The organism is Klebsiella sp. RIT-PI-d, from assembly GCF_001187865.1.
Taxonomy (GTDB): Bacteria; Pseudomonadota; Gammaproteobacteria; order Enterobacterales; family Enterobacteriaceae; genus Superficieibacter.
In genome coordinates, this window is sequence record NZ_LGIT01000017.1 from 306737 (window position 1) to 331831 (window position 25095).

The 25095-nt window shown below is 51.9% G+C and carries 22 protein-coding genes; 18 read left to right on the top strand and 4 right to left on the bottom strand.

Annotation, left to right across the window (positions count from 1 at the left end; genetic code table 11):
* The first annotated feature begins 64 nt into the window (after positions 1–64).
* From dgt to cdaR, 3 genes are all read left to right on the top strand, one after another.
* On the top strand, positions 65–1579 hold the full coding sequence (dgt, locus tag AC791_RS18735) for a dGTPase (RefSeq protein WP_049841990.1): 1515 nt from the start codon (positions 65–67) through the stop codon (positions 1577–1579).
* Between the two features lie 133 nt (positions 1580–1712).
* Entirely contained in the window at positions 1713–3161 is a 1449-nt protein-coding gene (gene degP / locus AC791_RS18740; protein ID WP_049841991.1) for a serine endoprotease DegP, read from the top strand.
* A 153-nt stretch (positions 3162–3314) separates the two neighbouring features.
* Positions 3315–4472 (top strand): DNA-binding transcriptional regulator CdaR, encoded by a 1158-nt coding sequence (cdaR, locus tag AC791_RS18745; protein ID WP_049841992.1) that lies wholly within the window; start codon positions 3315–3317, stop codon positions 4470–4472.
* Between the two features lie 177 nt (positions 4473–4649).
* Here the strand turns inward: cdaR and AC791_RS18750 are convergent, their stop codons facing one another.
* The 4 genes from AC791_RS18750 to map all read right to left on the bottom strand — a co-directional run bounded on the left by AC791_RS18750 (position 4650) and on the right by map (position 9768).
* Complete coding sequence (locus AC791_RS18750) at positions 4650–5039, bottom strand: DUF3461 family protein (RefSeq protein WP_049841993.1); 390 nt, start codon at positions 5037–5039, stop codon at positions 4650–4652.
* A gap of 291 nt (positions 5040–5330) precedes the next feature.
* Positions 5331–6155, bottom strand: a complete 825-nt coding sequence (gene dapD, locus AC791_RS18755; protein WP_049841994.1) for a 2,3,4,5-tetrahydropyridine-2,6-dicarboxylate N-succinyltransferase — start codon at positions 6153–6155, stop codon at positions 5331–5333.
* A gap of 30 nt (positions 6156–6185) precedes the next feature.
* On the bottom strand, positions 6186–8861 hold the full coding sequence (glnD, locus tag AC791_RS18760; RefSeq protein ID WP_049841995.1) for a bifunctional uridylyltransferase/uridylyl-removing protein GlnD: 2676 nt from the start codon (positions 8859–8861) through the stop codon (positions 6186–6188).
* 112 nt (positions 8862–8973) lie between these two features.
* Positions 8974–9768: a type I methionyl aminopeptidase gene (map, locus tag AC791_RS18765; RefSeq protein ID WP_049841996.1), complete on the bottom strand. Its 795-nt coding sequence runs from the start codon at positions 9766–9768 to the stop codon at positions 8974–8976.
* Between the two features lie 323 nt (positions 9769–10091).
* Here map and rpsB point away from each other — a divergent pair, with 323 nt between their 5' ends.
* The 15 genes from rpsB (at position 10092) to rnhB (ending at position 25085) form a co-directional block, all read left to right on the top strand.
* On the top strand, positions 10092–10817 hold the full coding sequence (rpsB, locus tag AC791_RS18770; RefSeq protein WP_049841997.1) for a 30S ribosomal protein S2: 726 nt from the start codon (positions 10092–10094) through the stop codon (positions 10815–10817).
* A 136-nt stretch (positions 10818–10953) separates the two neighbouring features.
* The gene (tsf, locus tag AC791_RS18775; RefSeq protein ID WP_049841998.1) at positions 10954–11805 is read left to right on the top strand and encodes a translation elongation factor Ts; all 852 of its coding nucleotides are present in this window, start codon (positions 10954–10956) and stop codon (positions 11803–11805) included.
* Positions 11806–11950: 145 nt separating this feature from the next.
* Positions 11951–12676 carry a UMP kinase gene (gene pyrH / locus AC791_RS18780; RefSeq protein WP_049841999.1) on the top strand — a complete coding sequence of 242 codons (726 nt, stop codon included), beginning with the start codon at positions 11951–11953 and terminating at the stop codon, positions 12674–12676.
* A 153-nt stretch (positions 12677–12829) separates the two neighbouring features.
* Entirely contained in the window at positions 12830–13387 is a 558-nt protein-coding gene (gene frr / locus AC791_RS18785) for a ribosome recycling factor (protein ID WP_049842000.1), read from the top strand.
* Between the two features lie 125 nt (positions 13388–13512).
* Complete coding sequence (gene ispC, locus AC791_RS18790) at positions 13513–14709, top strand: 1-deoxy-D-xylulose-5-phosphate reductoisomerase (protein ID WP_049842001.1); 1197 nt, start codon at positions 13513–13515, stop codon at positions 14707–14709.
* Positions 14710–14897: 188 nt separating this feature from the next.
* The gene (gene ispU, locus AC791_RS18795; protein WP_049842045.1) at positions 14898–15656 is read left to right on the top strand and encodes a (2E,6E)-farnesyl-diphosphate-specific ditrans,polycis-undecaprenyl-diphosphate synthase; all 759 of its coding nucleotides are present in this window, start codon (positions 14898–14900) and stop codon (positions 15654–15656) included.
* Between the two features lie 12 nt (positions 15657–15668).
* A complete protein-coding gene (cdsA, locus tag AC791_RS18800; RefSeq protein ID WP_049842002.1) occupies positions 15669–16526 on the top strand; it encodes a phosphatidate cytidylyltransferase in 858 nt (285 codons plus the stop codon).
* An 11-nt stretch (positions 16527–16537) separates the two neighbouring features.
* Complete coding sequence (gene rseP / locus AC791_RS18805; RefSeq protein ID WP_049842003.1) at positions 16538–17887, top strand: sigma E protease regulator RseP; 1350 nt, start codon at positions 16538–16540, stop codon at positions 17885–17887.
* A gap of 31 nt (positions 17888–17918) precedes the next feature.
* Complete coding sequence (gene bamA / locus AC791_RS18810) at positions 17919–20354, top strand: outer membrane protein assembly factor BamA (RefSeq protein WP_049842004.1); 2436 nt, start codon at positions 17919–17921, stop codon at positions 20352–20354.
* A 122-nt stretch (positions 20355–20476) separates the two neighbouring features.
* Positions 20477–20962 carry a molecular chaperone Skp gene (gene skp / locus AC791_RS18815; protein WP_049842005.1) on the top strand — a complete coding sequence of 162 codons (486 nt, stop codon included), beginning with the start codon at positions 20477–20479 and terminating at the stop codon, positions 20960–20962.
* 3 nt (positions 20963–20965) lie between these two features.
* Positions 20966–21991 (top strand): UDP-3-O-(3-hydroxymyristoyl)glucosamine N-acyltransferase, encoded by a 1026-nt coding sequence (gene lpxD, locus AC791_RS18820; protein WP_049842006.1) that lies wholly within the window; start codon positions 20966–20968, stop codon positions 21989–21991.
* 105 nt (positions 21992–22096) lie between these two features.
* Positions 22097–22552, top strand: coding sequence for a 3-hydroxyacyl-ACP dehydratase FabZ (gene fabZ, locus AC791_RS18825; protein WP_049842007.1), 456 nt, complete (start codon positions 22097–22099; stop codon positions 22550–22552).
* Positions 22553–22555: 3 nt separating this feature from the next.
* Positions 22556–23344: an acyl-ACP--UDP-N-acetylglucosamine O-acyltransferase gene (gene lpxA / locus AC791_RS18830; protein ID WP_049842008.1), complete on the top strand. Its 789-nt coding sequence runs from the start codon at positions 22556–22558 to the stop codon at positions 23342–23344.
* On the top strand, positions 23344–24492 hold the full coding sequence (gene lpxB / locus AC791_RS18835; protein WP_049842009.1) for a lipid-A-disaccharide synthase: 1149 nt from the start codon (positions 23344–23346) through the stop codon (positions 24490–24492). The genes lpxA and lpxB overlap by 1 nt, the downstream gene beginning before the upstream one ends.
* Entirely contained in the window at positions 24489–25085 is a 597-nt protein-coding gene (gene rnhB / locus AC791_RS18840; RefSeq protein WP_049842010.1) for a ribonuclease HII, read from the top strand. The genes lpxB and rnhB overlap by 4 nt, the downstream gene beginning before the upstream one ends.
* Positions 25086–25095: the final 10 nt, after the last annotated feature.

Below are 25095 nucleotides of genomic sequence, written 5' to 3' on the forward strand. Positions count from 1 at the left end.
CATGTTTAAAGGCATAGTCTATCATGCGGGTAAGGGGAAGCGCATTTCTCGTGCGGGAGAGCATATGGCACACATCGATTTTCGCAGGAAAATTAACTGGCATCGTCGTTATCGCTCGCCGGTCGGGGTGAAGACGGAACATGAAATCCTGCGTATTTTTGAAAGCGATCGCGGACGCATTATTAATTCACCGGCGATCCGGCGCTTACAGCAGAAAACGCAGGTTTTTCCGCTGGAACGTAATGCTGCAGTACGTACCCGGCTTACCCATTCTATGGAAGTTCAGCAGGTCGGGCGTTATATCGCGAAAGAAGTACTAAGCCGTCTTAAAGAGCAGGATCTTTTGGTTCCTTACGGACTTGATGAACTGACCGGACCATTTGAAAGCATCGTTGAGATGGCGTGCCTGATGCATGATATCGGTAATCCACCGTTCGGCCATTTTGGTGAGGCGGCGATTAACGACTGGTTTAGTCAGTGCCTGAAGCCTGCGGATGCTGCCAGCCAGGCGCTCGATGACGATCGCTGTCAGGCGATCACCCTCCGTTTGCGTGAGGGTGAGGAGACGCTGAACGATCTTCGCCGCAACGTGCGCCAGGATTTGTGCCATTTTGAAGGTAACGCTCAGGGGATACGCATGGTGCAGGCCTTATTGCGTATGAACCTGACCTGGGCGCAGGTAGGCTGCATTCTAAAATATACCCGACCGGCCTGGTGGGCAGGCGATATTCCCGCTTCACACTCTTACCTGATGAAAAAACCGGGTTACTACCTTTCTGAGCAGGCCTATATTGAGCGGCTGCGTCAGGAACTGGAGCTGGCTCCTTACAGTCGTTTTCCACTAACGTGGATTATGGAAGCCGCAGACGATATCTCATATTGTGTTGCTGATTTAGAAGATGCCGTCGAAAAACGTATTTTTAATGTTGAACAGCTTTATCAACATTTATATGACGCCTGGGGTGAGCATCAAAAAGGATCGTTGTTCGAGCTGGTGGTAGAAAATGCATGGGAGAAATCCCGCTCTAATTCGCTGAGCCGCAGTGCTGAAGATCAGTTCTTTATGTATTTGCGGGTAAATACGCTTAATAAGCTGGTGCCTCACGCGGCCTCACGCTTTATTGAGCACCTACCCCAAATTTTTGATGGTGAATTTAATCAGGCGCTGCTGGAAGATGATAGCGATTTTAGCCAACTCCTTGAGTTGTATAAAAATATCGCGGTCAGGCACGTCTTTAGCCATCCTGACGTCGAACAGCTGGAATTACAGGGCTATCGCGTTATTCGTGGGCTACTGGAGATTTATCAGCCGCTATTACAATTGCCGTTAACTGACTTCAGCGAACTGGTAGAAAAAGAACGCCTGCGCCGTTTGCCAATCGAATCTCGATTATTTAATAAACTTTCGACCTGCCATCGACTGGCCTACGTTGATGCCGTGAACAAACTCGAACGCGATTCAGCAGATTTTCCGATCATGGAATATTATTATCGTTGTCGGCTGATTCAGGACTATATTAGTGGAATGACCGATCTGTATGCCTGGGATGAATATCGGCGATTAATGGCCGTTGAATAAGGTTGAGAATTGTAAAGACCGACAATAAATTTTTACTTTTTCCAGTCGTGCAGTTCCGGAACTTAGCGCTATAAAATGACTCTCAGGACTAGACACAGCGATTGATCTTAGCTGATATTGAGACGGAAAAAAGATGAAAAAGACCACATTAGCAATGAGTACACTGGCATTAAGTTTAAGTCTGGCATTGTCCTCTGTCGCTGCAAATGCAGCGGAAACGGCGTCATCAGCGCCCGCAAACGCTTCTCCTGCGGCCACTGCACAGCAAATGCCGAGCCTTGCCCCCATGCTTGAAAAAATCATGCCTTCTGTGGTGAGTATTAGCGTTGAGGGCAGTACCAGCGTTAATACACCACGTATGTCGCGTAATTTCCAGCAGTTTTTCGGTGATAACTCGCCGTTCTGCCAGGACGGTTCGCCTTTTCAGAACTCACCTTTCTGCCAGGGTGGACCGGGCGATAACGGCGGAGGCCAGCAGCAAAAATTTATGGCGTTGGGCTCCGGGGTGATCATTGACGCCGCCAAAGGATACGTGGTGACTAACAACCATGTTGTTGATAACGCGACCACGATTAAAGTGCAACTGAGCGATGGCCGTAAGCTTGACGCGAAAATGGTTGGCAAAGATCCACGCTCCGACATCGCGTTACTCCAGATTCAGGATCCGAAAAACCTGACGGCGATTAAAATTGCTGACTCCGACGCTCTGCGTGTCGGAGATTATACGGTCGCTATCGGTAACCCGTTTGGTCTTGGCGAAACCGTCACTTCTGGGATCGTTTCCGCGCTGGGTCGTAGCGGCCTGAATGCCGAAAACTATGAGAACTTTATTCAGACCGATGCGGCGATTAACCGCGGTAACTCCGGCGGCGCGCTGGTGAACCTGAACGGCGAACTAATTGGCATTAACACTGCGATACTGGCGCCGGACGGCGGCAATATCGGTATTGGTTTTGCAATCCCGAGTAATATGGTGAAAAGCCTGACGGCTCAGATGGTGGAGTATGGTCAGGTCCGCCGTGGTGAACTGGGTATCATGGGGACAGAGCTAAACTCTGAGCTGGCAAAAGCGATGAAGGTTGACGCTCAGCGCGGTGCCTTTGTCAGCCAGGTGATGCCAAATTCAGCGGCAGCGAAAGCGGGTATCAAAGCAGGTGATGTGATCACCTCCCTGAATGACAAACCGATCAGCAGCTTCGCTGCAATGCGCGCTCAGGTCGGCACTATGCCGATTGGTAGCAAAGTGACGCTGGGACTGCTGCGCGACGGCAAGCCTGTCACCGTGACGCTGGAGCTGCAGCAGAGCAGCCAGAACCAGGTTGATTCCAGCACCATTTTCAGCGGCATCGAAGGAGCTGAAATGAGCAATGCAGGCCAGGATAAAGGGGTGACGGTAAGCAGCATAAAAGCAAATTCACCTGCTGCAAAAATTGGCCTTAAAAAAGGCGATGTGATTATGGGTGCGAATCAGCAGCCGGTGAAAAACATTGCCGACCTGCGTAAAATCCTCGATGCCAAACCTGGCGTTCTGGCATTAAACATTCAGCGTGGTGATACGTCTATTTACCTGTTGATGCAATAATCTGTGTGCCCTCCTCGCTACGGGGAGGGCCTTTCCCCTTCTAATATGTGACCCTTTCCACAACTCCATACTTCCCCGCCCGGCTTTGTGCATTTGCACAATGCGACCGTATAATATCTTCATTATGCTTGAGCGCTGTTTACGGGAGGAATTATGGCTGGTTGGCATCTTGATACCAAAATGGCGCAGGATATTGTCGCGCGAACGATGCGCATCATTGATACCAATATTAACGTAATGGACGCCCGTGGACGCATCATTGGCAGCGGCGATCGGGAGCGGATTGGGGAATTGCACGAAGGTGCACTGCTGGTGCTCTCTCAGGGTCGGGTTGTCGATATCGATGATGCCGTGGCGCGGCATCTGCACGGCGTACGTCAGGGGATAAACCTGCCGCTGCGTCTGGAGGGCGAAATCGTCGGCGTTATTGGCCTGACCGGCGAACCGGAAACGCTACGCAAATACGGCGAACTAGTGTGCATGACCGCCGAAATGATGCTTGAGCAATCCCGCTTAATGCACCTGCTCGCTCAGGACAGCCGCCTGCGCGAAGAGCTGGTGATGAATCTTATTCAGGCTGAGGAACATACGCCTGCGCTTACCGAATGGGCGCAGAGGCTGGGTATCGATCTTAATCAGCCGCGCGTTGTTGCCGTTCTGGAGGTTGATAGCGGTCAGCTGGGCGTCGACAGCGCCATGGCAGAGCTTCAGCAGCTTCAGAGTGCACTCACCACCCCGGAGCGCAACAACCTCATCGCGATCGTTTCATTGACCGAAATGGTAGTGCTAAAACCTGCGCTTAATCAGTTTGGCCGCTGGGATGCTGAAGACCATCGTAAACGTGTTGAACAGCTTATTTCACGAATGAAAGAGAACGGTCAGCTGCGTTTTCGCGTTGCGCTCGGCAACTTTTTTACCGGTCCCGGCAGCATTGCCCGCTCGTATCGTACTGCACGTACTACCTTAATGGTTGGCAAACAGCGGATGCCGGAAAACCGCAGTTATTTCTATCAGGATTTGATGTTGCCGGTGCTGCTCGATAGCCTGCGCGGCGGCTGGCAAGCGAATGAACTGGCTCGTCCGCTGACGCGCCTTAAGGCAATGGATAATAACGGTTTATTGCGCCGTACATTACAGGCGTGGTTTCGTCATAATGTGCAGCCGCTGGCCACCTCAAAAGCGTTATTTATCCATCGTAATACGCTGGAATATCGTCTTAACCGAATCTCCGAATTAACCGGGCTGGACCTGGGTAACTTTGATGACCGGCTATTACTGTACGTTGCGCTACAGCTGGACGAACAGCATTAAACCCTGCCGCTGTCAGCATAGACAATTTTGCTGATATAAATTTCCGTTATTAGGTCGACCTTTTTTAATACAAAAGAGGGTCGGCTTAACGAATACGCTAAATTTCAAATGTGCTAACAGGGTTTCGTTGAAAAAAAGAATAATAAAAAATAACGGGCCATTTACTGGCCCGGAAACTTATTTATTGCGGGTTAGCTTTTCCAGATCAGATTCAATCTCCGTGATCTTGTTAGCTACTACGCTCTCCAGGTGACGCAGATCGTCGAGGATCTTACGTTTCAGATCGACATCGCTGCGATCGCGCTGGCAGATTTGATCGAGTTCATCGATAACATAGCGCAGGTTTGGGCTAATCTCCTGTACTTCTTTATAGCCCTGACCAATACCATCAGCAACCACGGTTTTACGCTGGCGCGGATATTTAAACTTCACGCTTTTGGCAAAGAATTCGCCCTTATCCTTTTGAAAGTAGATTTTCAGGATGTCGTTGTTGGCTTCCTGCCGGAGGCTGTAACGATCAATTTCATCAGGATTAGTAATGCCCAGACTTTTCAGATTGTCGTACATAGCGGTACCTCAAAGAGAACGGTGAGTTTTACTTATCTTAACATTTAGCGCATCAGGTCTTGTGATAGTGGGATCGCAGGTTAGCGTCTTTCCCAGGGTTTTATAATGGCTTAATTTTTAAAAAATTACCTGTTTTATCTTAGCAATACTCATCAGGATCGTCCGGGTCTTAGGAAATAAATATGAGCAGCGGAAAGTCGACGGGGAGTGAATAGCAATGAGCGGAAAACGGGTGGGATGGGGCGGGCTAAGAAACAGAGCCGGAAGTATTTTACTCCCGGCTCCGGATGATTACTCGATAGTACGCAGTAGCTCGTTGATACCGACTTTACCACGCGTTTTCGCATCGACTTTTTTCACGATAACCGCACAGTACAGGCTGTATTTGCCATCTTTTGACGGCAGGTTGCCGGAAACTACCACTGAGCCGGCCGGAACGCGACCGTAGTGAACTTCGCCGGTTTCGCGATCGTAGATGCGGGTGCTCTGACCAATATAAACGCCCATCGAGATCACGGAGCCTTCTTCGACGATGACGCCTTCAACAACTTCAGAACGCGCGCCGATAAAGCAGTTATCCTCGATGATGGTCGGATTAGCCTGGAGCGGCTCCAGAACGCCACCAATACCGACTCCGCCGGACAGGTGCACGTTTTTACCAATCTGCGCGCAGGAACCGACGGTGGCCCAGGTATCTACCATTGTGCCTTCATCTACGTAAGCACCAATGTTGACATAAGAGGGCATGAGCACGGTATTACGCGCAATAAATGCGCCCTGACGAACTGCCGCCGGTGGCACTACGCGGAAGCCCTCTTTCTGAAAGCGTGCTTCATCATACTCGGCAAATTTCATCGGCACTTTGTCAAAGTAGCGGCTTTCCGCTCCGTCGATAACCTGGTTGTCGTTGATACGGAAAGAGAGCAGTACCGCTTTCTTCAACCACTGATGTGTTACCCACTGGCCGTCGATCTTTTCTGCGACGCGCAGGGCGCCGGAGTCCAGCAGGGAAATAACCTGATTAACCGCTTCACGGGTAACGGTATCCACATTTGCCGGAGTAATGTCGGCACGGCGCTCAAAAGCGGCTTCAATAACGTTTTGTAACTGCTGCATTGTTAAACTCTTTCCATATAAATAAACACACTACTCTTTATCGTTTGGATTGAGGGCCGCTGTCAACCGTTGTTGTACCTCAAGTTGCAGCGCATTATTAAGTCCACGCCGGTCTGCCGTAGCGATTATGAATAAATCTTCTACTCGCTCACCAATGGTTGTAATTCGGGCGCCATGAAGCGAAATTCCCAGATCGGCAAAAATTTTTCCGACCTGCGCCAGCAGGCCAGGTTGATCGAGTGCAATCAGCTCAAGAAACGATTTACGATCGGTGTGCGTTGGTAAAAAGTTGGCTTCGGTATCAACCGTAAAGTGACGAAGTTTGGCAGGCTGTCGACGCGGCTGCGGTGGCTGCCAGCTACGTTGTGTGATGGCTTGCTCCAGACCAAACCGGATCGCGTCATGACGGTCGGCCGACAGCGGACTGCCGTCCGGCTCCAGGACAATAAAGGTATCCATCGCCATGTCGTCGCGGGTGGTGAAGATCTGCGCATCGTGGACGCTAAGATTACGCCTGTCCAGTTCCGCACAGACGGCGGCGAACAGATAAGGCCGATCCGGGCTCCAGATGAATATTTCGGTCCCGCCGCGCGTCGCCTGCGGGCTGAGCAGGATCATCGGTTTGCTGAGATCGTGTTGCAATAAATGACGTGCGTGCCAGGCCAGCTGGTTTGGGCTGTGGCGCACGAAATAGTTCGCGCGACAGCGGGACCAGATATGATGCAACGCTTCTTCATCAATGTTGTCCATCCGCAGCAGCGCCAGCGCCTGAAGCTGATGATGCCGCACGCGTTCACGCATGTCAGGCGTATTTTGCATGCCCCGACGCAGCTGTTTTTCGGTCGCGAAATAGAGTTCCCGTAGCAGGCTCTGTTTCCAGCTATTCCACAGCGTTTCATTTGTGGCGCAGATATCTGCGACGGTCAGACAGACCAGAAAGCGCAGGCGGCTTTCCGTCTGTACTTCCTCAGCAAATTGCTTAATGACTTCCGGATCCTGAATATCCCGGCGCTGGGCCGTGACGGACATCAGCAGATGATGCCGCACCAGCCAGGCTACCAGCTGGGTTTCCCGCGAGTTCAGTCCGTGCAGCTCGGCAAACGTCAGAACGTCCTGTGCGCCGAGAACCGAGTGATCGCCGCCGCGTCCCTTCGCTATGTCATGGAAGAGGGCGGCAATCAGCAGCAGTTCCGGATGATTCAGTCGGGGCCAAAGATCAACACACAGCGGATGACGCTGCCGGGTTTCTTCTTTGGCAAAACTTTCCAGCTTTAGCATCACCCGAATCGTGTGCTCATCCACCGTGTAGGCGTGGAACAGATCAAATTGCATCTGACCGACGATATGCGACCATTGTGGCATATAGGCCCACAGTACGCTGTGACGGTGCATCGGCAATAATCCACGGCTGACGGCACCCGGATGGCGCAGCATACTTAAAAACAGCGCGCGGGCTTCAGGGATATAGCACAGCGGTTGAGTCAGATGACGGCGGGCATGACGCAGGTGGCGCAGCGTGGTTGAATAAATTCCGCTGATCGCGCTGTTGCGTACCATGGTGTAAAACAGGCGCAGGATCGCCTGGGGCTCGCGGATAAATAACGTGTCGTCGCGCAGATCAATTAAGGTTCCGCGCAGCTGAAATTCATCATCAATCGGCCGTGGTTTTTCATCGGCGGGCAGAGCGAGGATCGCTTCATCAAACAGTTGCAGCAGCATGTGGTTAAGCTCGCCGACCCGACGCGTGGCGCGGAAAAAATCCTTCATCATGCGTTCTACCGGCTCGTTGCCTTCGCCGCTGTAATTCAAACGTCGGGCGACGCTGAGCTGGCGGTCGAACAACAGGCGATTATCATAACGCGTCACCACTAAATGCAGCGCAAAACGTATCCGCCACAGAATGTGCAGGCATTCGTTCAGTTCCGCACGCTCAGCCTGGGTTAAAAAGCCGAAGCCGACCATCTCATCCAGCGACGTTGCGCCAAAATGACGGCGAGCCACCCATTGTAAGGTGTGGATATCGCGCAGTCCGCCGGGACTGCTTTTAATATCTGGCTCAAGGTTATAGCTGGTGCCATGATAGCGCTGATGACGCACATTTTGTTCTTCGACCTTACCGGCAAAAAAGGTGGCTGAGGGCCAGAAACCTTCGCTGAAAATATGCTTTTGCAGTTCAAGAAACAGGGCTACATCGCCAATCAGCAGGCGCGTTTCAATCAGGTTAGTCGCCACCGTCAGATCGGAAAGTCCTTCCAGCAAGCACTCTTCCAGCGTACGCACGCTGTGGCCTACCTCCAGCTTTACATCCCACAGCAGGGTAAGCAGTTCGCCGACGTTTTGCGCGTGATCGTCTGACAGCTTTTTACGGCTTAAGATCAGCAGATCAATATCTGAAAGTGGATGCAGTTCACCGCGACCGTAGCCTCCGACCGCCACCAGCGCGATATCGCCAATTTGTCCGAAACCATAGTGCAGCCACAGGCGCTGCAATAGCTGATCAATAAACTCGGTGCGCGCGTCAATCAGTTGTTCAGCAGATATTCCGCTGTCAAAAGCCTGACCGAGCCAGCGCTGAAAATCATCGATGCGGGATTTTATTTCTGCGCATACCAGCACGTTCTCTGGCCACGCTCCCGGGTGTTCCGGCTGGCCGGGCAGGGTAGGAAGCGCCGTATTCGCATACTGTTCAGGAAGGATGTAACTCATCGTTGTGCCACCTATAAGAAAAAATGATGACCACAAAAAAAGCCGGCGTAAGCCGGCTTCGCAATAGTAATCAGGTTTGTCACCCACATCAGGCCAGCTGTTCCGGCTGCTTTTATGCGTCGTGTGCGATCACCGCAGGAATAGTGTCATCTTTACGCAACGTCAAAATCTCGCAGCCATTCTCATTTACCACAATAGTATGCTCATACTGTGCGGACAAGCTACGGTCTTTGGTTTTCACCGTCCAGCCGTCTTTCATGCTGCGGATCTCTTTTTTGCCCGCGTTGACCATCGGTTCGATAGTAAACGTCATGCCTGCTTCCAGGACCACGTCCGTCTCCCTGGAGTCATAGTGCAGTACCTGCGGTTCTTCATGGAAACCGCGACCGATACCGTGCCCGCAGTATTCGCGCACCACGGAGAAGCCTTCTGCTTCAACAAACTTCTGAATTGCCGCGCCAATTTCGCGCAGGTTCACTCCAGGTTTGACCATTTTCAGCGCCAGATACAGACTTTCCTGCGTAACGCGGCACAGTCGCTCGCCCAGAATAGTGGGTTTACCGACGATAAACATTTTCGAAGTATCACCGTGGAACTCATCTTTAATCACGGTGACATCAATATTAACCACGTCGCCATCTTTCAGCAGTTTGCCGTCGTCAGGGATGCCGTGGCACACCACTTCATTAATAGAGATACACACTGATTTTGGAAACCCGTGATAGCCCAGGCAAGCAGAAACGGCTTTCTGTTCATTAACAATGTAGTCGTTGCAGATGCGGTCCAGTTCACCGGTGCTCACGCCCGGTTTTACAAAAGGCTCAATCATTTCCAGCACGTCGGCGGCCAGGCGGCCAGCAACGCGCATTTTTTGAATGTCTTCAGGGGTCTTAATAGAAATAGCCATGGATGATGTCCAGTAGCGTCGAGCGTGTCGACAATAATTGTGTATTAGTAATGTCAATGTTAACAGCGTGGGGCATCGCCTGCCAAATTGAGAATGAGTAAGCGCACATGTCGCCAACAACTATTGGTGTCCGCAGCGAATTTATGGTATAAAGCGCGCCGGACTTCTGATCCATTTGTAATACACAGGGTGGACGGAAGCGACAAATCTCACTTTGTGTAATAACACACACGTATCGGCACATATTCCGGGGTGCCCTTTGGGGTCGGTAATATGGGATACGTGGAGGCTTAACCCCAACTTTTATATAGAGGTTTTAAATCATGGCAACTGTTTCCATGCGCGACATGCTCAAAGCTGGTGTTCACTTCGGTCACCAGACCCGTTACTGGAACCCGAAAATGAAGCCTTTCATCTTCGGCGCACGTAACAAAGTTCACATCATCAACCTTGAGCAGACCGTACCGATGTTCAACGACGCGCTGGCTGAACTGAACAAGATCTCCTCTCGCAAAGGTAAAATCCTTTTCGTTGGTACTAAACGCGCTGCAAGCGAAGCGGTGAAAGAAGCTGCTAACAGCTGCGACCAGTTCTTCGTGAACCATCGCTGGTTGGGCGGCATGCTGACTAACTGGAAAACCGTTCGTCAGTCAATCAAACGTCTGAAAGACCTGGAATCTCAGTCTCAGGATGGCACTTTCGAGAAGCTGACCAAGAAAGAAGCGCTGATGCGCACCCGTGAGCTGGCCAAACTGGAAAACAGCCTGGGCGGTATCAAAGACATGGGCGGTCTGCCGGACGCTCTGTTCGTTATCGATGCTGACCATGAGCACATTGCTATCAAAGAAGCAAACAACCTGGGTATCCCGGTATTTGCTATCGTTGATACCAACTCCGATCCGGATGGCGTTGACTTTGTTATCCCGGGTAACGACGATGCAATCCGTGCTGTTACTCTGTACCTGAGCGCTGTTGCGACCACCGTTCGTGAAGGCCGTTCTCAGGATCTGGCTTCTCAGGCGGAAGAAAGCTTCGTAGAAGCTGAGTAATAAGGAAAGCTCTTTCGAGCCCTTATAGACCAGGTAGTATCACGTTTGGTTAGGGGGCCTGTATATGGCCCCCTTTTTCACTTTTACATCTGTGCGGTCTGTGGCCGGGCAGATATCATCTCCCGAGGATTTTAGAATGGCTGAAATTACCGCATCCCTGGTAAAAGAACTGCGCGAACGTACCAGCGCAGGCATGATGGATTGCAAAAAAGCACTGACCGAAGCTAACGGTGACATCGAGCTGGCAATCGAAAACATGCGTAAATCTGGCGCAATCAAAGCAGCCAAAAAAGCAGGCAACGTTGCTGCTGACGGCGTGATCATCACGCGTATCGACGGCACCTACGGTATCATTCTGGAAGTTAACTGCCAGACTGACTTCGTGGCTAAAGATGCTGGCTTCCAGGCTTTCGCTAACAAAGTACTGGACGCAGCTGTTGCTGGCAAAATCACTGACGTTGAAGTTCTGAAAGCACAGTTCGAAGAAGAGCGTGTTGCACTGGTTGCTAAAATCGGTGAGAACATCAACATCCGTCGCGTTTCTTCTCTGGAAGGCGATATCCTGGGTAGCTACCAGCACGGTGCGCGTATCGGTGTTCTGGTTGCTGCAACTGGCGCTGACGAAGAGCTGGTTAAGCATCTGGCAATGCACATTGCTGCAAGCAAGCCAGAATTCGTTAAGCCGGAAGACGTGTCTGCTGAAGTGGTAGAAAAAGAGTACCAGGTTCAGCTGGACATCGCCATGCAGTCTGGCAAGCCGAAAGAAATCGCTGAGAAAATGGTTGAAGGCCGCATGAAGAAATTCACCGGTGAAGTTTCTCTGACCGGCCAGCCTTTCGTGATGGATCCGAGCAAAACTGTTGGTCAGCTGCTGAAAGAGCATAACGCTGACGTAACAAGCTTCATCCGCTTTGAAGTGGGTGAAGGCATCGAGAAAGTTGAGACTGACTTCGCAGCAGAAGTTGCTGCAATGTCCAAGCAGTCTTAATTTTATAAGGAGCCGCCTGAGGGCGGCTTCTTTTTGCACCCGTCTTGTAAAATCAGCCAAACCTTATAGAGGTGGCGCTGGAATGCGACGTACAATGTCGCCAGAATTCATTCATCTCACTCGTTGACAGTCTCAGGAAAGAAACATGGCTACCAATGCAAAACCCGTCTATAAACGCATTCTGCTTAAGCTAAGTGGCGAAGCCTTACAGGGTTCAGAAGGCTTCGGTATTGATGCAAGCATACTCGACCGCATGGCTCAGGAAATCAAAGAACTGGTTGAACTGGGTATTCAGGTGGGTGTAGTCATTGGCGGCGGTAACCTGTTCCGTGGTGCGGGTCTGGCGAAAGCGGGTATGAATCGCGTTGTGGGCGACCACATGGGCATGCTGGCCACCGTCATGAACGGCCTGGCGATGCGTGATGCGCTACACCGCGCCTATGTGAACGCCCGCCTGATGTCAGCGATCCCGCTGAATGGCGTGTGCGACAACTATAGCTGGGCAGAAGCAATCAGCCTGCTGCGTAACAACCGCGTTGTGATCCTGGCGGCCGGTACCGGCAATCCGTTCTTTACTACCGATTCAGCCGCGTGCCTGCGCGGGATTGAAATCGAAGCGGATGTGGTACTGAAAGCGACCAAAGTTGATGGCGTATTTACTGCCGATCCGGCACAAGATCCAACCGCTACCATGTACGAGCAGCTGTCGTATAATGAAGTGCTGGATAAAGAACTCAAAGTCATGGATCTGGCGGCGTTTACGCTGGCCCGTGACCATAAACTGCCGATTCGTGTCTTCAACATGAACAAGCCTGGTGCGCTGCGCCGCGTTGTCATGGGTGAAAAAGAAGGCACACTGATCACGGAATAATTTCCGTAGAGGCCAAATCCGGGTAATATTCCGCTTTAATTACGTGGGTCACTTACCCGGTGGCATAATGTAAACAAGGCTATACTTAGCAAATCTGCCTGGCGGAATGCTATCGTCTGGTCTGTATGAGACAAGTTTTCAAGGATTCGTAACGTGATTAACGAAATCAGAAAAGATGCTGAAGTTCGCATGGATAAATGCGTTGAAGCATTTAAAAACCAAATCAGCAAAATTCGTACTGGCCGTGCTTCTCCAAGCCTGCTGGACGGGATCGTTGTTCCTTATTATGGCGCGCCAACCCCGCTACGTCAGCTGGCTAGCGTGACCGTAGAAGATTCCCGTACCCTGAAAATCAACGTTTTCGACCGTAGCCTGAGTGCAGCGGTCGAAAAGGCGATTATGGCTTCCGATCTCGGTCTGAATCCAAGCTCTGCGGGTAGCGATATTCGTGTTCCGCTTCCGGCCCTGACCGAAGAGCGCCGTAAAGATCTGACCAAAATTGTACGCGGTGAAGCTGAGCAGGCTCGTGTCGCCGTGCGTAACGTACGCCGCGACGCAAACGACAAAGTGAAAGCACTGCTGAAAGAGAAAGAAATCAGCGAAGACGACGATCGTCGTTCGCAGGAAGACGTGCAGAAAATGACTGATGTCGCCATCAAGAAGGTTGATGCGGCGCTGGCAGAAAAAGAAGCGGAACTGATGCAGTTCTGATATTTGCCGTAATACTGTAAACGCCGTACAGAGGGCTTTTGGGCTTTGCTGGCGGCGTTTTGCTTTTTATACGCCACCCGCGCGATGCGACGTGGTGAACGTCTTCTTTATTTTCTGGACGCCTCATGAAGCAATTAACCGTTCTGGGTTCGACTGGCTCTATCGGATGCAGCACGCTTGACGTAGTTCGCCATAATCCCGATGTATTCGCTATAACGGCTTTAGTGGCAGGCAAAAACGTTGAGCGCATGGCTCAGCAGTGTCTGGAATTCTCCCCCCGTTACGCGGTGATGGACGATGCGCAAAGCGCGCAGGCGTTAACGCTTGCGCTGAGCGAGCATGGCTGCCGTACCGAGGTTCTCAGTGGTCAGCAGGCGGCCAGCGATATGGCGGCGCTGAGCGATGTCGATCAAGTTATGGCCGCAATCGTTGGAGCCGCCGGGCTGGTGCCGACGCTTGCAGCGATCCGCGCCGGAAAAACCGTGCTGCTGGCGAATAAAGAGTCACTGGTGACCTGCGGACGCCTGTTCATGGAGGCGGTAAAATACAGTAATGCGCAACTGTTACCGGTCGATAGTGAACATAATGCGATTTTTCAGAGTTTGCCGGAAACAATTCAACACAACCTGGGATACGCTGACCTTGAAGAGAATGGTGTTTCATCCATTCTGCTTACCGGGTCAGGTGGCCCTTTTCGTGAGACTGCAATTGCCGAACTGGTCGCAATGACGCCGGATCAGGCCTGCCGTCATCCGAACTGGTCAATGGGGCGTAAAATCTCCGTTGATTCGGCCACCATGATGAACAAAGGTCTGGAATACATTGAAGCACGCTGGCTTTTTAACGCTTCAGCACGCCAGATGGAAGTGCTTATCCATCCGCAGTCGGTTATCCATTCGATGGTCCGCTATCGCGATGGCAGTGTACTGGCTCAGTTGGGCGAGCCGGATATGCGCACGCCTATTGCTCATACTATGGGCTGGCCTGCACGCGTCGCGTCCGGCGTGAAGCCGCTGGATTTCTGCGCGCTGAGCGAGTTAAGTTTTGCTGCGCCTGATTACGATCGTTATCCGTGCCTGAAACTGGCTATGGATGCATTTGAACAGGGGCAGGCGTTAACAACGGCGCTGAACGCGGCGAATGAAATCGCTGTGGCTGCGTTTTTAGCCTCGCAGATCCGCTTTACGGATATTGCCGCCCTGAATCTGGCTGTGCTTGAGACGGTTAACGTACCGGAGCCGCAGAGCATTGAGGATGTGCTGGCCGTTGATGCGATGGCGCGTGAGATTGCCCACCGTCAGGTCAGGCAACTCACGTGTTGACCATAATCCACACCGCTGTCGTTGTGGTATTTGTTAGCGCTGTGCTTCAGTGATATAGTCTGCGCCACCTGATGACGGATAATTTATCGTTTGTTATCAGGCGAGCCGTGATGAAACACGGCTTTTTTACGAGAGAGCGTCACTATTCCGGAGCATCGCTAATCCCTTTTCATGGACTAAAACGCGTTATGTTGTCTGCTAATCAACCAATCGGCGAAAGTTTGCCTGCGCATGGCTGCCGCCACGTCGCGATAATCATGGATGGCAATGGGCGCTGGGCGAAGAGACAGGGCAAGATCCGGGCCTTCGGACACAAGGCCGGGGCAAAATCCGTCCGTCGCGCAGTCTCTTTCGCCGCGAATAATGGCATTGATGCGTTGACCCTTTACGCTTTCAGCAGTGAAAACTGGAATCGTCCGGCGCAGGAAGTAAGTGCATTGATGGAGCTGTTCGTGTGGGCGCTTGATAGCGAAGTAAAAAGCCTGCACCGCCACAATGTTCGTTTGCGTATTATCGGCGATATCAATCGTTTTAACCCTCGTCTGCAGGAGCGTATCCATAAAGCCGAAACGTTAACCGAAAAAAATACCGGATTGACGTTAAATATCGCGGCTAATTATGGTGGACGATGGGATATTATTCAGGGAGTGCAGCACCTTGCTTCTCAGGTCCAGCAGGGACTTCTCCGTGCGGACCAAATCAGTGAAGAGATGCTAAGTCAGCAAATCTGTATGCATGAACTGGCTCCTGTAGATTTAGTAATTAGGACAGGTGGGGAGCATCGCATCAGTAACTTTTTGCTTTGGCAAATTGCGTATGCCGAGCTTTACTTTACAGATGTTCTCTGGCCTGATTTCGATGAACAAGACTTTGAAGGTGCGCTGCATGCCTTTGCCAATCGAGAGCGTCGCTTCGGCGGCACGGAGCCCGGTGTTGACAACGCCTGATGGGGGTCGCTTTTGCTGAAGTATCGCCTGATTTCTGCTTTTGTATTAATACCCGTCGTTATTGCGGCGCTATTTTTACTGCCACCCGTGGCTTTCGGCATCGTTACGCTGGTCGTGTGTATGCTGGCGGCATGGGAGTGGGGACAACTGAGCGGTTTTACCTCCAGAACACAGCGTGTGTGGCTGGCCGTACTGTGCGGTTTGCTGCTGGCTCTGATGCTGTTTATGCTACCGGAATACCACAATAATATTCATCAGCCGGTGATTGAAATGTCGCTCTGGGCCTCACTTGCCTGGTGGATTGTGGCGCTGGTGCTGGTGTTATTTTATCCGTCTTCAGCCGCGGTATGGCGACACTCAAAAACCCTGCGTCTGATTTTCGGCGTGCTCACTATTATTCCTTTTTTCTGGGGTATGCTGGTGCTACGTGCCTGGCATTACACTACTAATCCCTATAGCGGCGCACTGTGGCTACTCTATGTTATGATCCTCGTCTGGGGCGCTGACTCGGGTGCTTACATGTTTGGCAAGCTATTTGGCAAGCATAAGCTGGCGCCGAAAGTGTCACCGGGTAAAACCTGGCAGGGCTTTTTGGGTGGACTGTTTACCGCAGCCATTATCTCCTGGGCTTATGGTCAATGGGCTAATCTGGACGTAGCACCGGCTACGCTGCTCATTTGCTCAATTGTTGCCGTACTGGCATCAGTGCTCGGTGATTTGACAGAAAGTATGTTTAAGCGTGAAGCCGGTATCAAAGACAGTGGTCATTTGATCCCAGGACACGGCGGCATTCTTGATCGTATCGACAGCCTGACGGCGGCGGTACCGGTCTTTGCCTGCCTGCTGCTGTTAGTTTTCAGGATGGTTTAACGGAAGGTTTTATGCTGAGCATTCTCTGGAACCTGGCCGCGTTCATCGTTACGCTGGGCGTGTTGATCACGGTGCATGAGTTTGGCCATTTCTGGGTTGCTCGCCGCTGTGGCGTTCGCGTAGAGCGGTTCTCTATTGGCTTTGGTACGGCGTTGTGGCGGCGTACCGATCGCCAGGGTACGGAATTCGTTATCGCGCTTATTCCGCTGGGCGGCTATGTCAAAATGCTGGATGAGCGCATTGAACCGGTTGCCCCGGAGATGCGCCACTACGCGTTCAATAATAAAACGGTTGGCCAGCGTGCGGCCGTTATTGCTGCCGGTCCCGTCGCCAATTTCATCTTCGCCATTTTCGCCTACTGGCTGGTGTTTATCATCGGCGTGCCTGGCGTTCGTCCGGTAATTGGTGAAATAACGCCCAGTTCGGTAGCAGCAGAAGCACAAATTGCACCAGGAATGGAACTTAAAGCGGTTGACGGTATCGAAACGCCTGACTGGGATGCCGTTCGTCTTGAACTGGTCGCAAAAATCGGCGAGGAACAGACGACGCTCAGCGTGGCGCCCGTAGGTAGCGATCAACGGCAAAATAAAGTTCTCGATTTACGGGAATGGCATTTTGCTCCGGATAAGGAAGATCCAATTGCGTCTTTGGGTATACGTCCGCGCGGCGCGCAGATAGAATCTGTGCTGGCAGAAGTACAGGCTGACTCCGCTGCACAAAAAGCGGGTTTGCAAGTCGGCGACAGGATCGTTAAAGTCGATGGCCAGCCGCTGACGCAATGGGCGACATTAGTCACACTGGTGCGCAGTCATCCTGGTAAAGGATTGGCTCTTGAGATAGAAAGACAGGGAAGCCCCTTGTCATTAACCTTAATACCAGATACAAAACCGGGTAATAAGGCTGAAGGGTTTGCGGGAATTGTACCAACAGTTATCCCGCTTCCGGACGAGTACAAAACAGTTCGCCAGTATGGGCCATTCAGCGCCATCGCACAGGCCACGGAGAAAACGTGGCAGCTGATGTCGCTAACGGTCAGAATGCTGGGAAAATTGATAACCGGTGATCTAAAACTGAACAACCTCAGCGGGCCGATCTCTATCGCCCAGGGGGCTGGGATGTCAGCGGAGTATGGGGTGGTTCCTTATCTGATGTTCCTTGCGCTCATCAGTGTGAATCTGGGCATTATAAACCTGTTCCCGCTGCCCGTTCTTGACGGGGGTCATCTGCTCTTTTTAGCGATTGAAAAGCTAAAAGGCGGCCCGGTATCCGAGCGAGTTCAAGACTTTACTTATCGCATTGGCTCGATTTTGCTGGTGTTGTTAATGGGGCTTGCACTTTTCAATGATTTCTCTCGGTTGTAAGAGAGAGTGTTAGGAAGAATGCATAATAACGATGGCGATGAAAAAGTTGCTCATAGCGTCGCTGCTGTTTAGCAGCGCGACCGTATACGGTGCTGACGGCTTCGTAGTGAAAGATATTCATTTCGAAGGCTTGCAGCGAGTCGCCGTTGGTGCGGCCCTTCTCAGTATGCCAGTGCGCACAGGCGACACGGTAAATGATGAAGATATCAGTAATACCATCCGTGCTCTGTTTGCTACCGGCAACTTTGAGGATGTTCGTGTCCTGCGCGACGGCGATACGCTGTTAGTTCAGGTCAAAGAACGCCCAACCATTGCCAGTATCACTTTCTCCGGTAACAAATCGGTGAAAGACGACATGCTCAAGCAAAACCTTGAAGCCTCTGGCGTACGCGTGGGTGAATCACTGGACCGTACTACTCTCTCTGACATTGAGAAGGGTCTGGAAGACTTCTATTACAGCGTCGGTAAATACAGCGCCAGCGTGAAAGCCGTGGTAACACCGCTGCCGCGTAACCGCGTTGACCTGAAGCTGGTTTTCCAGGAAGGTGTCTCGGCACAAATCCAACAAATTAACATTGTCGGCAATAAAGCCTTCAGTACGGAAGAACTGATCTCGCATTTCCAACTGCGTGATGAAGTGCCGTGGTGGAACGTGGTCGGCGATCGCAAATATCAGAAGCAGAAACTGGCGGGCGATCTTGAAACCCTGCGCAGTTACTATCTTGACCGCGGCTACGCGCGCTTCAATATTGATTCAACCCAGGTCAGTCTGACGCCGGATAAAAAAGGCATCTACGTGACGGTGAATATCACCGAGGGCGATCAGTATAAACTGCAAAGCGTTGAAGTCAGCGGTAATCTGGCCGGTCATTCTACTGACATTGAAAGACTGACCAAAATTGAGCCGGGTGAACTCTACAACGGCACCAAAGTGACCAAAATGGAAGACGATATCAAAAAGCTTCTGGGTCGCTATGGTTACGCCTACCCGCGCGTACAGTCGCAGCCGGAAATTAACGATGCTGACAAGACGGTAAAACTGCGCGTGAATGTTGACGCCGGCAACCGTTACTACGTGCGCAAGATCCGCTTTGAAGGTAACGATACCTCCAAAGATGCCGTCCTGCGTCGTGAGATGCGTCAGATGGAAGGTGCGTGGCTGGGCAGCGATCTCGTTGACCAGGGTAAAGAGCGTCTGAACCGTCTTGGCTATTTTGAAACGGTTGATACCGATACGCAGCGCGTGTCGGGTCGTCCGGATCAGGTTGACGTAGTTTATAAAGTGAAAGAGCGTAATACCGGCAGCTTCAACTTCGGTGTCGGTTACGGCACCGAAAGCGGCGTTAGCTTCCAGGCCGGGGTACAGCAGGATAACTGGTTAGGTACAGGCTACTCCGTTGGTATCAACGGAACCAAGAATGACTATCAGACCTATACAGAGCTTTCGGTTACCGATCCGTACTTCACCGTTGACGGCGTCAGCCTCGGCGGTCGTGTGTTCTATAACGACTTTAAAGCAGACGATGCGGATCTGTCTGGCTATACCAACAAAAGTTATGGCACCGATTTAACGCTGGGCTTCCCGATTAACGAGTACAACACGCTGCGTGGCGGACTGGGCTATGTTCATAACTCCCTGTCCAATATGGAACCGCAGGTTGCAATGTGGCGTTATCTGGAATCGATGGGTGAGCGCCCGAGTACCACTGATGAAGACAACAGCTTCAAGTCAGACGATTTCACCTTTAACTATGGCTGGACCTATAACAAACTGGACCGTGGCTTCTTCCCGACTGAGGGTTCGCGTGTCAACCTGAATGGTAAAGTGACTATTCCAGGTTCTGATAACCAGTATTACAAAGCCACGCTGGATACCGCAACCTACGTACCCATCGACGACGACCATAAATGGGTCGTTCTGGGCCGTACTAAAGTGGGTTATGGTGATGGCATAGGCAGTAAAGAATTGCCGTTCTATGAAAACTTCTATGCCGGTGGCTCCAGCACCGTGCGTGGTTTCCAGTCGAACACGATCGGTCCAAAAGCCGTTTATTATCCGCACTCGGTTAATAACTACGACAACGATAACGACTATGATTGCGCGGTAGAAAATGGCGCAACGGATATCTGTAAATCCAATGATGCGGTAGGCGGTAACGCGATGGCAGTGGCAAGCCTTGAGTTCATCACGCCAACGCCGTTTATCAGCGAAAAATATGCTAACTCGGTTCGAACCTCGTTCTTCTGGGATATGGGTACCGTGTGGGATACCAAATGGGATACCTCTTCAGCACCATCAGATGTGCCAGATTACAGCGATCCGAATAATATCCGTATGTCTGCGGGTATCGCATTACAGTGGATGTCCCCATTGGGGCCGTTGGTCTTCTCCTACGCCCAGCCGTTTAAAAAGTACGATGGAGACAAGGCAGAGCAGTTCCAGTTTAACATAGGTAAAACCTGGTAATTGCACCCAGCAAAGGAATGCAATAGCAGTGTCGCGCTGACATCAACCTTTCCCGTAAGGGGTAGGTTGGTCACGCAAAGAACGGTGCCTTCGGGTATCAATGGGATGGTAAGGAGTTTATTGTGAAAAAGTGGTTATTAGCGGCAGGTCTCGGTTTAGCAATGGTTACCTCTGCGCAGGCAGCAGACAAAATTGCAGTGGTTAACATGGGTAGTCTTTTCCAGCAGGTGGCTCAGAAAACAGGTGTTTCTAACTCTCTGGAAAATGAGTTTAAAGGCCGCGCAGCCGAGCTTCAGAGAATGGAAGGCGATCTGCAGAGCAAAATGCAGCGCTTGCAGTCTATGAAAGCCGGTTCTGACCGTAGCAAACTGGAAAAAGACGTGATGGCGCAGCGTCAGACTTTCGCTCAGAAAGCGCAGGCATTTGAGAAAGATCGTGCGCGTCGTTCTAACGAAGAGCGTGGCAAACTGGTTACCCGCATTCAGAGCGCGGTGAAATCTGTTGCCAGCAGCCAGAGCATCGACCTGGTTGTCGACGCAAATACCGTTGCTTATAACAGCAGCGATGTTAAAGACATCACTGCTGATGTGCTGAAACAGGTTAAATAAGTAATGCCTTCAATTCGACTCGCTGATTTAGCACAGCAGTTGGATGCAGAGTTACACGGTGATGGCGATATCGTCATCACCGCTGTCGCGTCCATGCAATCTGCTCAAGCAGGTCATATCACTTTCATGGTAAATCCTAAATACCGTGAGCACCTGGCGGCTTGCCAGGCGTCCGCCGTTGTGATGACCCCTGACGATCTTCCTTTTGCCAACAGCGCGGCGCTGGTAGTGAAAAATCCCTACCTGACCTATGCGCGTATGGCTCAGATCCTTGATACCACACCTCAGCCTGCGCAGAATATCGCGCCGGGTGCCGTTATCGATCCTACTGCGCAACTGGGCAACAACGTGTCGATCGGTGCGAATGCCGTTATCGAATCCGATGTTGTACTGGGTGATAACGTGGTAATCGGTGCCGGTTGCTTCATTGGTAAAAAGACGAAAATCGGCGCGGGCACCCGACTGTGGGCCAACGTTAGCATTTACCATGAGATTGAGATTGGCGCAAACTGCCTGGTTCAGTCCGGCACCGTAATCGGCTCTGATGGCTTTGGCTATGCGAACGATCGCGGTAACTGGGTGAAGATCCCGCAGTTAGGTCGCGTTATTATCGGCGATCGCGTCGAGATCGGCGCATGTACCACCATCGATCGCGGCGCGCTGGATGACACCCTTATTGGTAATGGGGTGATTATTGATAATCAGTGTCAGATTGCACATAACGTCGTGATTGGCGACAATACCGCCGTTGCGGGCGGCGTTATCATGGCAGGCAGCCTGAAAATTGGCCGTTACTGTATGATTGGCGGCGCCAGCGTAATCAACGGGCATATGGAAATCTGCGATAAGGTGACGGTCACCGGTATGGGCATGGTTATGCGTCCTATTACTGAGCCGGGCGTCTACTCATCCGGTATCCCGCTGCAGCCCAATAAGACATGGCGTAAAACCGCCGCTCTGGTGATGAATATTGATGATATGAGTAAGCGTCTCAAAGCTATTGAACGCAAGGTCAATCAACAAGACTAAAGCTTCACCCGAAAACGTCTGTACATTCCGGCCTGCTGGCATTCATCAGATTGCCACGGGCCGTGTTATTATTGCTGTTCATTATATTTAGACAGGAAGAGTATTTTGACTACTGACACTCATACTCTGCATATTGAAGAGATTCTTGAGCTTCTGCCGCACCGTTTTCCTTTTCTTCTGGTTGACCGCGTGCTGGATTTTGAAGAAGGTCGTTTTCTGCGCGCAGTAAAAAATGTCTCGGTTAACGAGCCGTTTTTCCAGGGCCATTTTCCGGGCAAGCCGATTTTACCTGGCGTGCTGATTCTGGAAGCAATGGCACAGGCTACCGGTATTCTGGCGTTTAAAAGCGTGGGGAAACTGGAGCCGGGCGAGCTGTACTATTTCGCAGGTATCGATGAAGCGCGCTTTAAGCGTCCCGTCGTGCCTGGCGATCAAATGATCATGGAAGTCACTTTCGAGAAAACCCGCCGTGGCCTGACCCGCTTCAAAGGCGTGGCGCTGGTTGATGGTAAAGTTGTTTGCGAAGCTACGATGATGTGTGCGCGTAGCCGGGAGGCCTGATACGTGATTGATAATACCGCCTTTATTCATCCGAGCGCCATTGTGGAAGAGGGCGCCGTTATCGGTGCCAGCGCCCATATTGGCCCGTTTTGTATTGTGGGATCCAACGTCGAAATCGGCGAGGGAACCGTACTGAAATCCCATGTTGTTGTGAATGGCCACACTAAAATTGGCCGCGACAACGAGATTTATCAGTTCGCTTCTATTGGAGAAGTTAACCAGGATCTGAAATATGCTGGTGAACCGACTCGGGTAGAAATTGGCGATCGCAACCGCATCCGCGAAAGCGTCACCATTCATCGTGGCACAGTACAGGGCGGTGGATTGACGAAGGTGGGCAGCGACAACCTGTTAATGATCAACGCTCACGTCGCGCATGATTGTAACGTCGGAAATCGCTGTATCCTCGCCAACAACGCAACGCTGGCGGGGCACGTATCGCTGGATGACTTCGTCATCATTGGCGGCATGACGGCTGTCCATCAGTTCTGCATTATCGGTGAACATGTGATGGTCGGCGGCTGCTCCGGTGTGGCGCAGGACGTTCCTCCGTATGTCATTGCGCAGGGCAACCACGCTACGCCATTCGGTGTCAACATCGAAGGGCTGAAGCGTCGTGGGTTTAGCCGGGAAGCGATTACCGCTATCCGTAATGCCTACAAACTGCTCTACCGCAGCGGAAAAACGCTGGAAGAGGTTAAACCAGAAATCGCTGAGCTGGCCGGACAATATCCGCAAGTGCAGGCCTTTACTGATTTCTTCGCCCGTTCAACGCGCGGTCTTATCCGTTAATGGCTGAACCTCGCCCATTAACGATTGCCCTGGTCGCCGGAGAAACCTCCGGCGATATTCTTGGTGCCGGTCTCATCCGCGCGCTCAAAGCCCGTGTTCCGCACGCGCGTTTTGTCGGCGTGGCGGGTCCCCGTATGCAGGCAGAAGGGTGTGAAGTCTGGTATGAGATGGAAGAGCTGGCGGTAATGGGCATTGTCGAGGTGCTTGGTCGCTTACGCCGCCTGCTGCATATTCGCGCCGATTTAACCCGTCGATTCACGGATCTCAGGCCAGATGTATTTGTCGGTATTGATGCGCCGGATTTTAATATCACCCTTGAGGGTAATCTTAAAAAGCAGGGCATTAAGACCATTCACTACGTCAGCCCGTCCGTCTGGGCATGGCGACAGAAACGCGTTTTCAAAATAGGCAGATCCACCAACATGGTGCTGGCTTTTCTGCCTTTCGAAAAAGCGTTTTATGACAGATTCAACGTACCCTGTCGTTTCATCGGACATACCATGGCGGATGCAATGCCGCTTGATCCGGATAAGAACGCGGCGCGCGATGTTCTGGGGATCCCCCATCATGCCCGCTGTCTGGCATTGTTACCCGGCAGTCGCGGAGCAGAAGTCGAGATGCTCAGTGCCGATTTCCTGCGTACCGCAGAGCGATTGCGCGAAACGTATCCTGACCTTGAAGTGGTCGTGCCGCTGGCAAATGCGAAACGTCGCGAGCAGTTTGAGCGTATAAAGGCTGACGTTGCGCCGGCGCTTACGGTGCATCTGCTGGACGGCATGGCCCGCGAAGCAATGGTCGCAAGCGATGCCGCACTGCTCGCATCCGGCACCGCCGCGCTGGAGTGTATGCTGGCAAAATGCCCGATGGTGGTGGGATATCGTATGAAGCCCTTTACCTTCTGGCTGGCAAAGCGGCTGGTTAAAACGGATTATGTTTCGCTGCCGAATCTGCTGGCCGGCCGGGAACTGGTCAAAGAGCTTCTGCAGGAAGAGTGCGAACCGCAAAAACTCACCGATGCGCTATTACCGCTGCTGGCGAACAGCCATACCCGCCATGTGATGCATGACACATTCCGCGAGCTGCATCAACAGATCCGCTGTAATGCCGATGAGCAGGCAGCCGATGCGGTACTGGAGTTAGCCCCATGATAGAATTTGTTTATCCACACACGCACCTGGTCGCCGGTGTGGATGAAGTCGGCCGTGGTCCGCTGGTAGGCGCAGTGGTCACCGCGGCGGTGATCCTCGATCCCGCCCGACCCATTGTTGGCCTGAATGATTCAAAAAAGTTATCCGAGAAACGTCGTCTGGCGCTGTTTGATGAGATTGTCGAAAAGGCATTATGCTGGAGTCTCGGACGCGCCGAGCCGCACGAAATTGATGAGCTCAATATTCTCCATGCGACGATGCTGGCGATGCAGCGCGCCGTTGCCGGGTTAAGTATTGTGCCTGAGTATGTACTGATCGACGGTAATCGCTGTCCGGCGCTGGCCATGCCTTCCATGGCCGTGGTCAAAGGCGACAGCCGAGTGGCAGAAATTAGTGCGGCCTCTATCATTGCTAAAGTCACGCGTGATGCAGAAATGACGGCGCTGGATTTGACCTTTCCTCAATATGGCTTTGCGCAGCATAAAGGCTATCCAACCGCTTTTCATCTTGAAAAACTGGTGGAGCATGGTGCGACAGAGCATCATCGGCGTAGCTTTGCGCCTGTAAAACGCGCACTGGGCCTGGTGTCCTGATTCTTGTGAC

Coding starts and splice junctions, on each gene's coding strand:
- pyrH (WP_049841999.1), top strand. CDS start 11,951: ATGGCTACCAATGCAAAACCCGTCTATAAACGCATTCTGCTTAAGCTA.
- bamA (WP_049842004.1), top strand. CDS start 17,919: ATGGCGATGAAAAAGTTGCTCATAGCGTCGCTGCTGTTTAGCAGCGCG.
- lpxB (WP_049842009.1), top strand. CDS start 23,344: ATGGCTGAACCTCGCCCATTAACGATTGCCCTGGTCGCCGGAGAAACC.
- dgt (WP_049841990.1), top strand. CDS start 65: ATGGCACACATCGATTTTCGCAGGAAAATTAACTGGCATCGTCGTTAT.
- degP (WP_049841991.1), top strand. CDS start 1,713: ATGAAAAAGACCACATTAGCAATGAGTACACTGGCATTAAGTTTAAGT.
- cdaR (WP_049841992.1), top strand. CDS start 3,315: ATGGCTGGTTGGCATCTTGATACCAAAATGGCGCAGGATATTGTCGCG.
- ispU (WP_049842045.1), top strand. CDS start 14,898: ATGTTGTCTGCTAATCAACCAATCGGCGAAAGTTTGCCTGCGCATGGC.
- tsf (WP_049841998.1), top strand. CDS start 10,954: ATGGCTGAAATTACCGCATCCCTGGTAAAAGAACTGCGCGAACGTACC.
- lpxD (WP_049842006.1), top strand. CDS start 20,966: ATGCCTTCAATTCGACTCGCTGATTTAGCACAGCAGTTGGATGCAGAG.
- ispC (WP_049842001.1), top strand. CDS start 13,513: ATGAAGCAATTAACCGTTCTGGGTTCGACTGGCTCTATCGGATGCAGC.
- rnhB (WP_049842010.1), top strand. CDS start 24,489: ATGATAGAATTTGTTTATCCACACACGCACCTGGTCGCCGGTGTGGAT.
- rpsB (WP_049841997.1), top strand. CDS start 10,092: ATGGCAACTGTTTCCATGCGCGACATGCTCAAAGCTGGTGTTCACTTC.
- AC791_RS18750 (WP_049841993.1), bottom strand. CDS start 5,039: ATGTACGACAATCTGAAAAGTCTGGGCATTACTAATCCTGATGAAATT.
- glnD (WP_049841995.1), bottom strand. CDS start 8,861: ATGAGTTACATCCTTCCTGAACAGTATGCGAATACGGCGCTTCCTACC.
- rseP (WP_049842003.1), top strand. CDS start 16,538: ATGCTGAGCATTCTCTGGAACCTGGCCGCGTTCATCGTTACGCTGGGC.
- dapD (WP_049841994.1), bottom strand. CDS start 6,155: ATGCAGCAGTTACAAAACGTTATTGAAGCCGCTTTTGAGCGCCGTGCC.
- map (WP_049841996.1), bottom strand. CDS start 9,768: ATGGCTATTTCTATTAAGACCCCTGAAGACATTCAAAAAATGCGCGTT.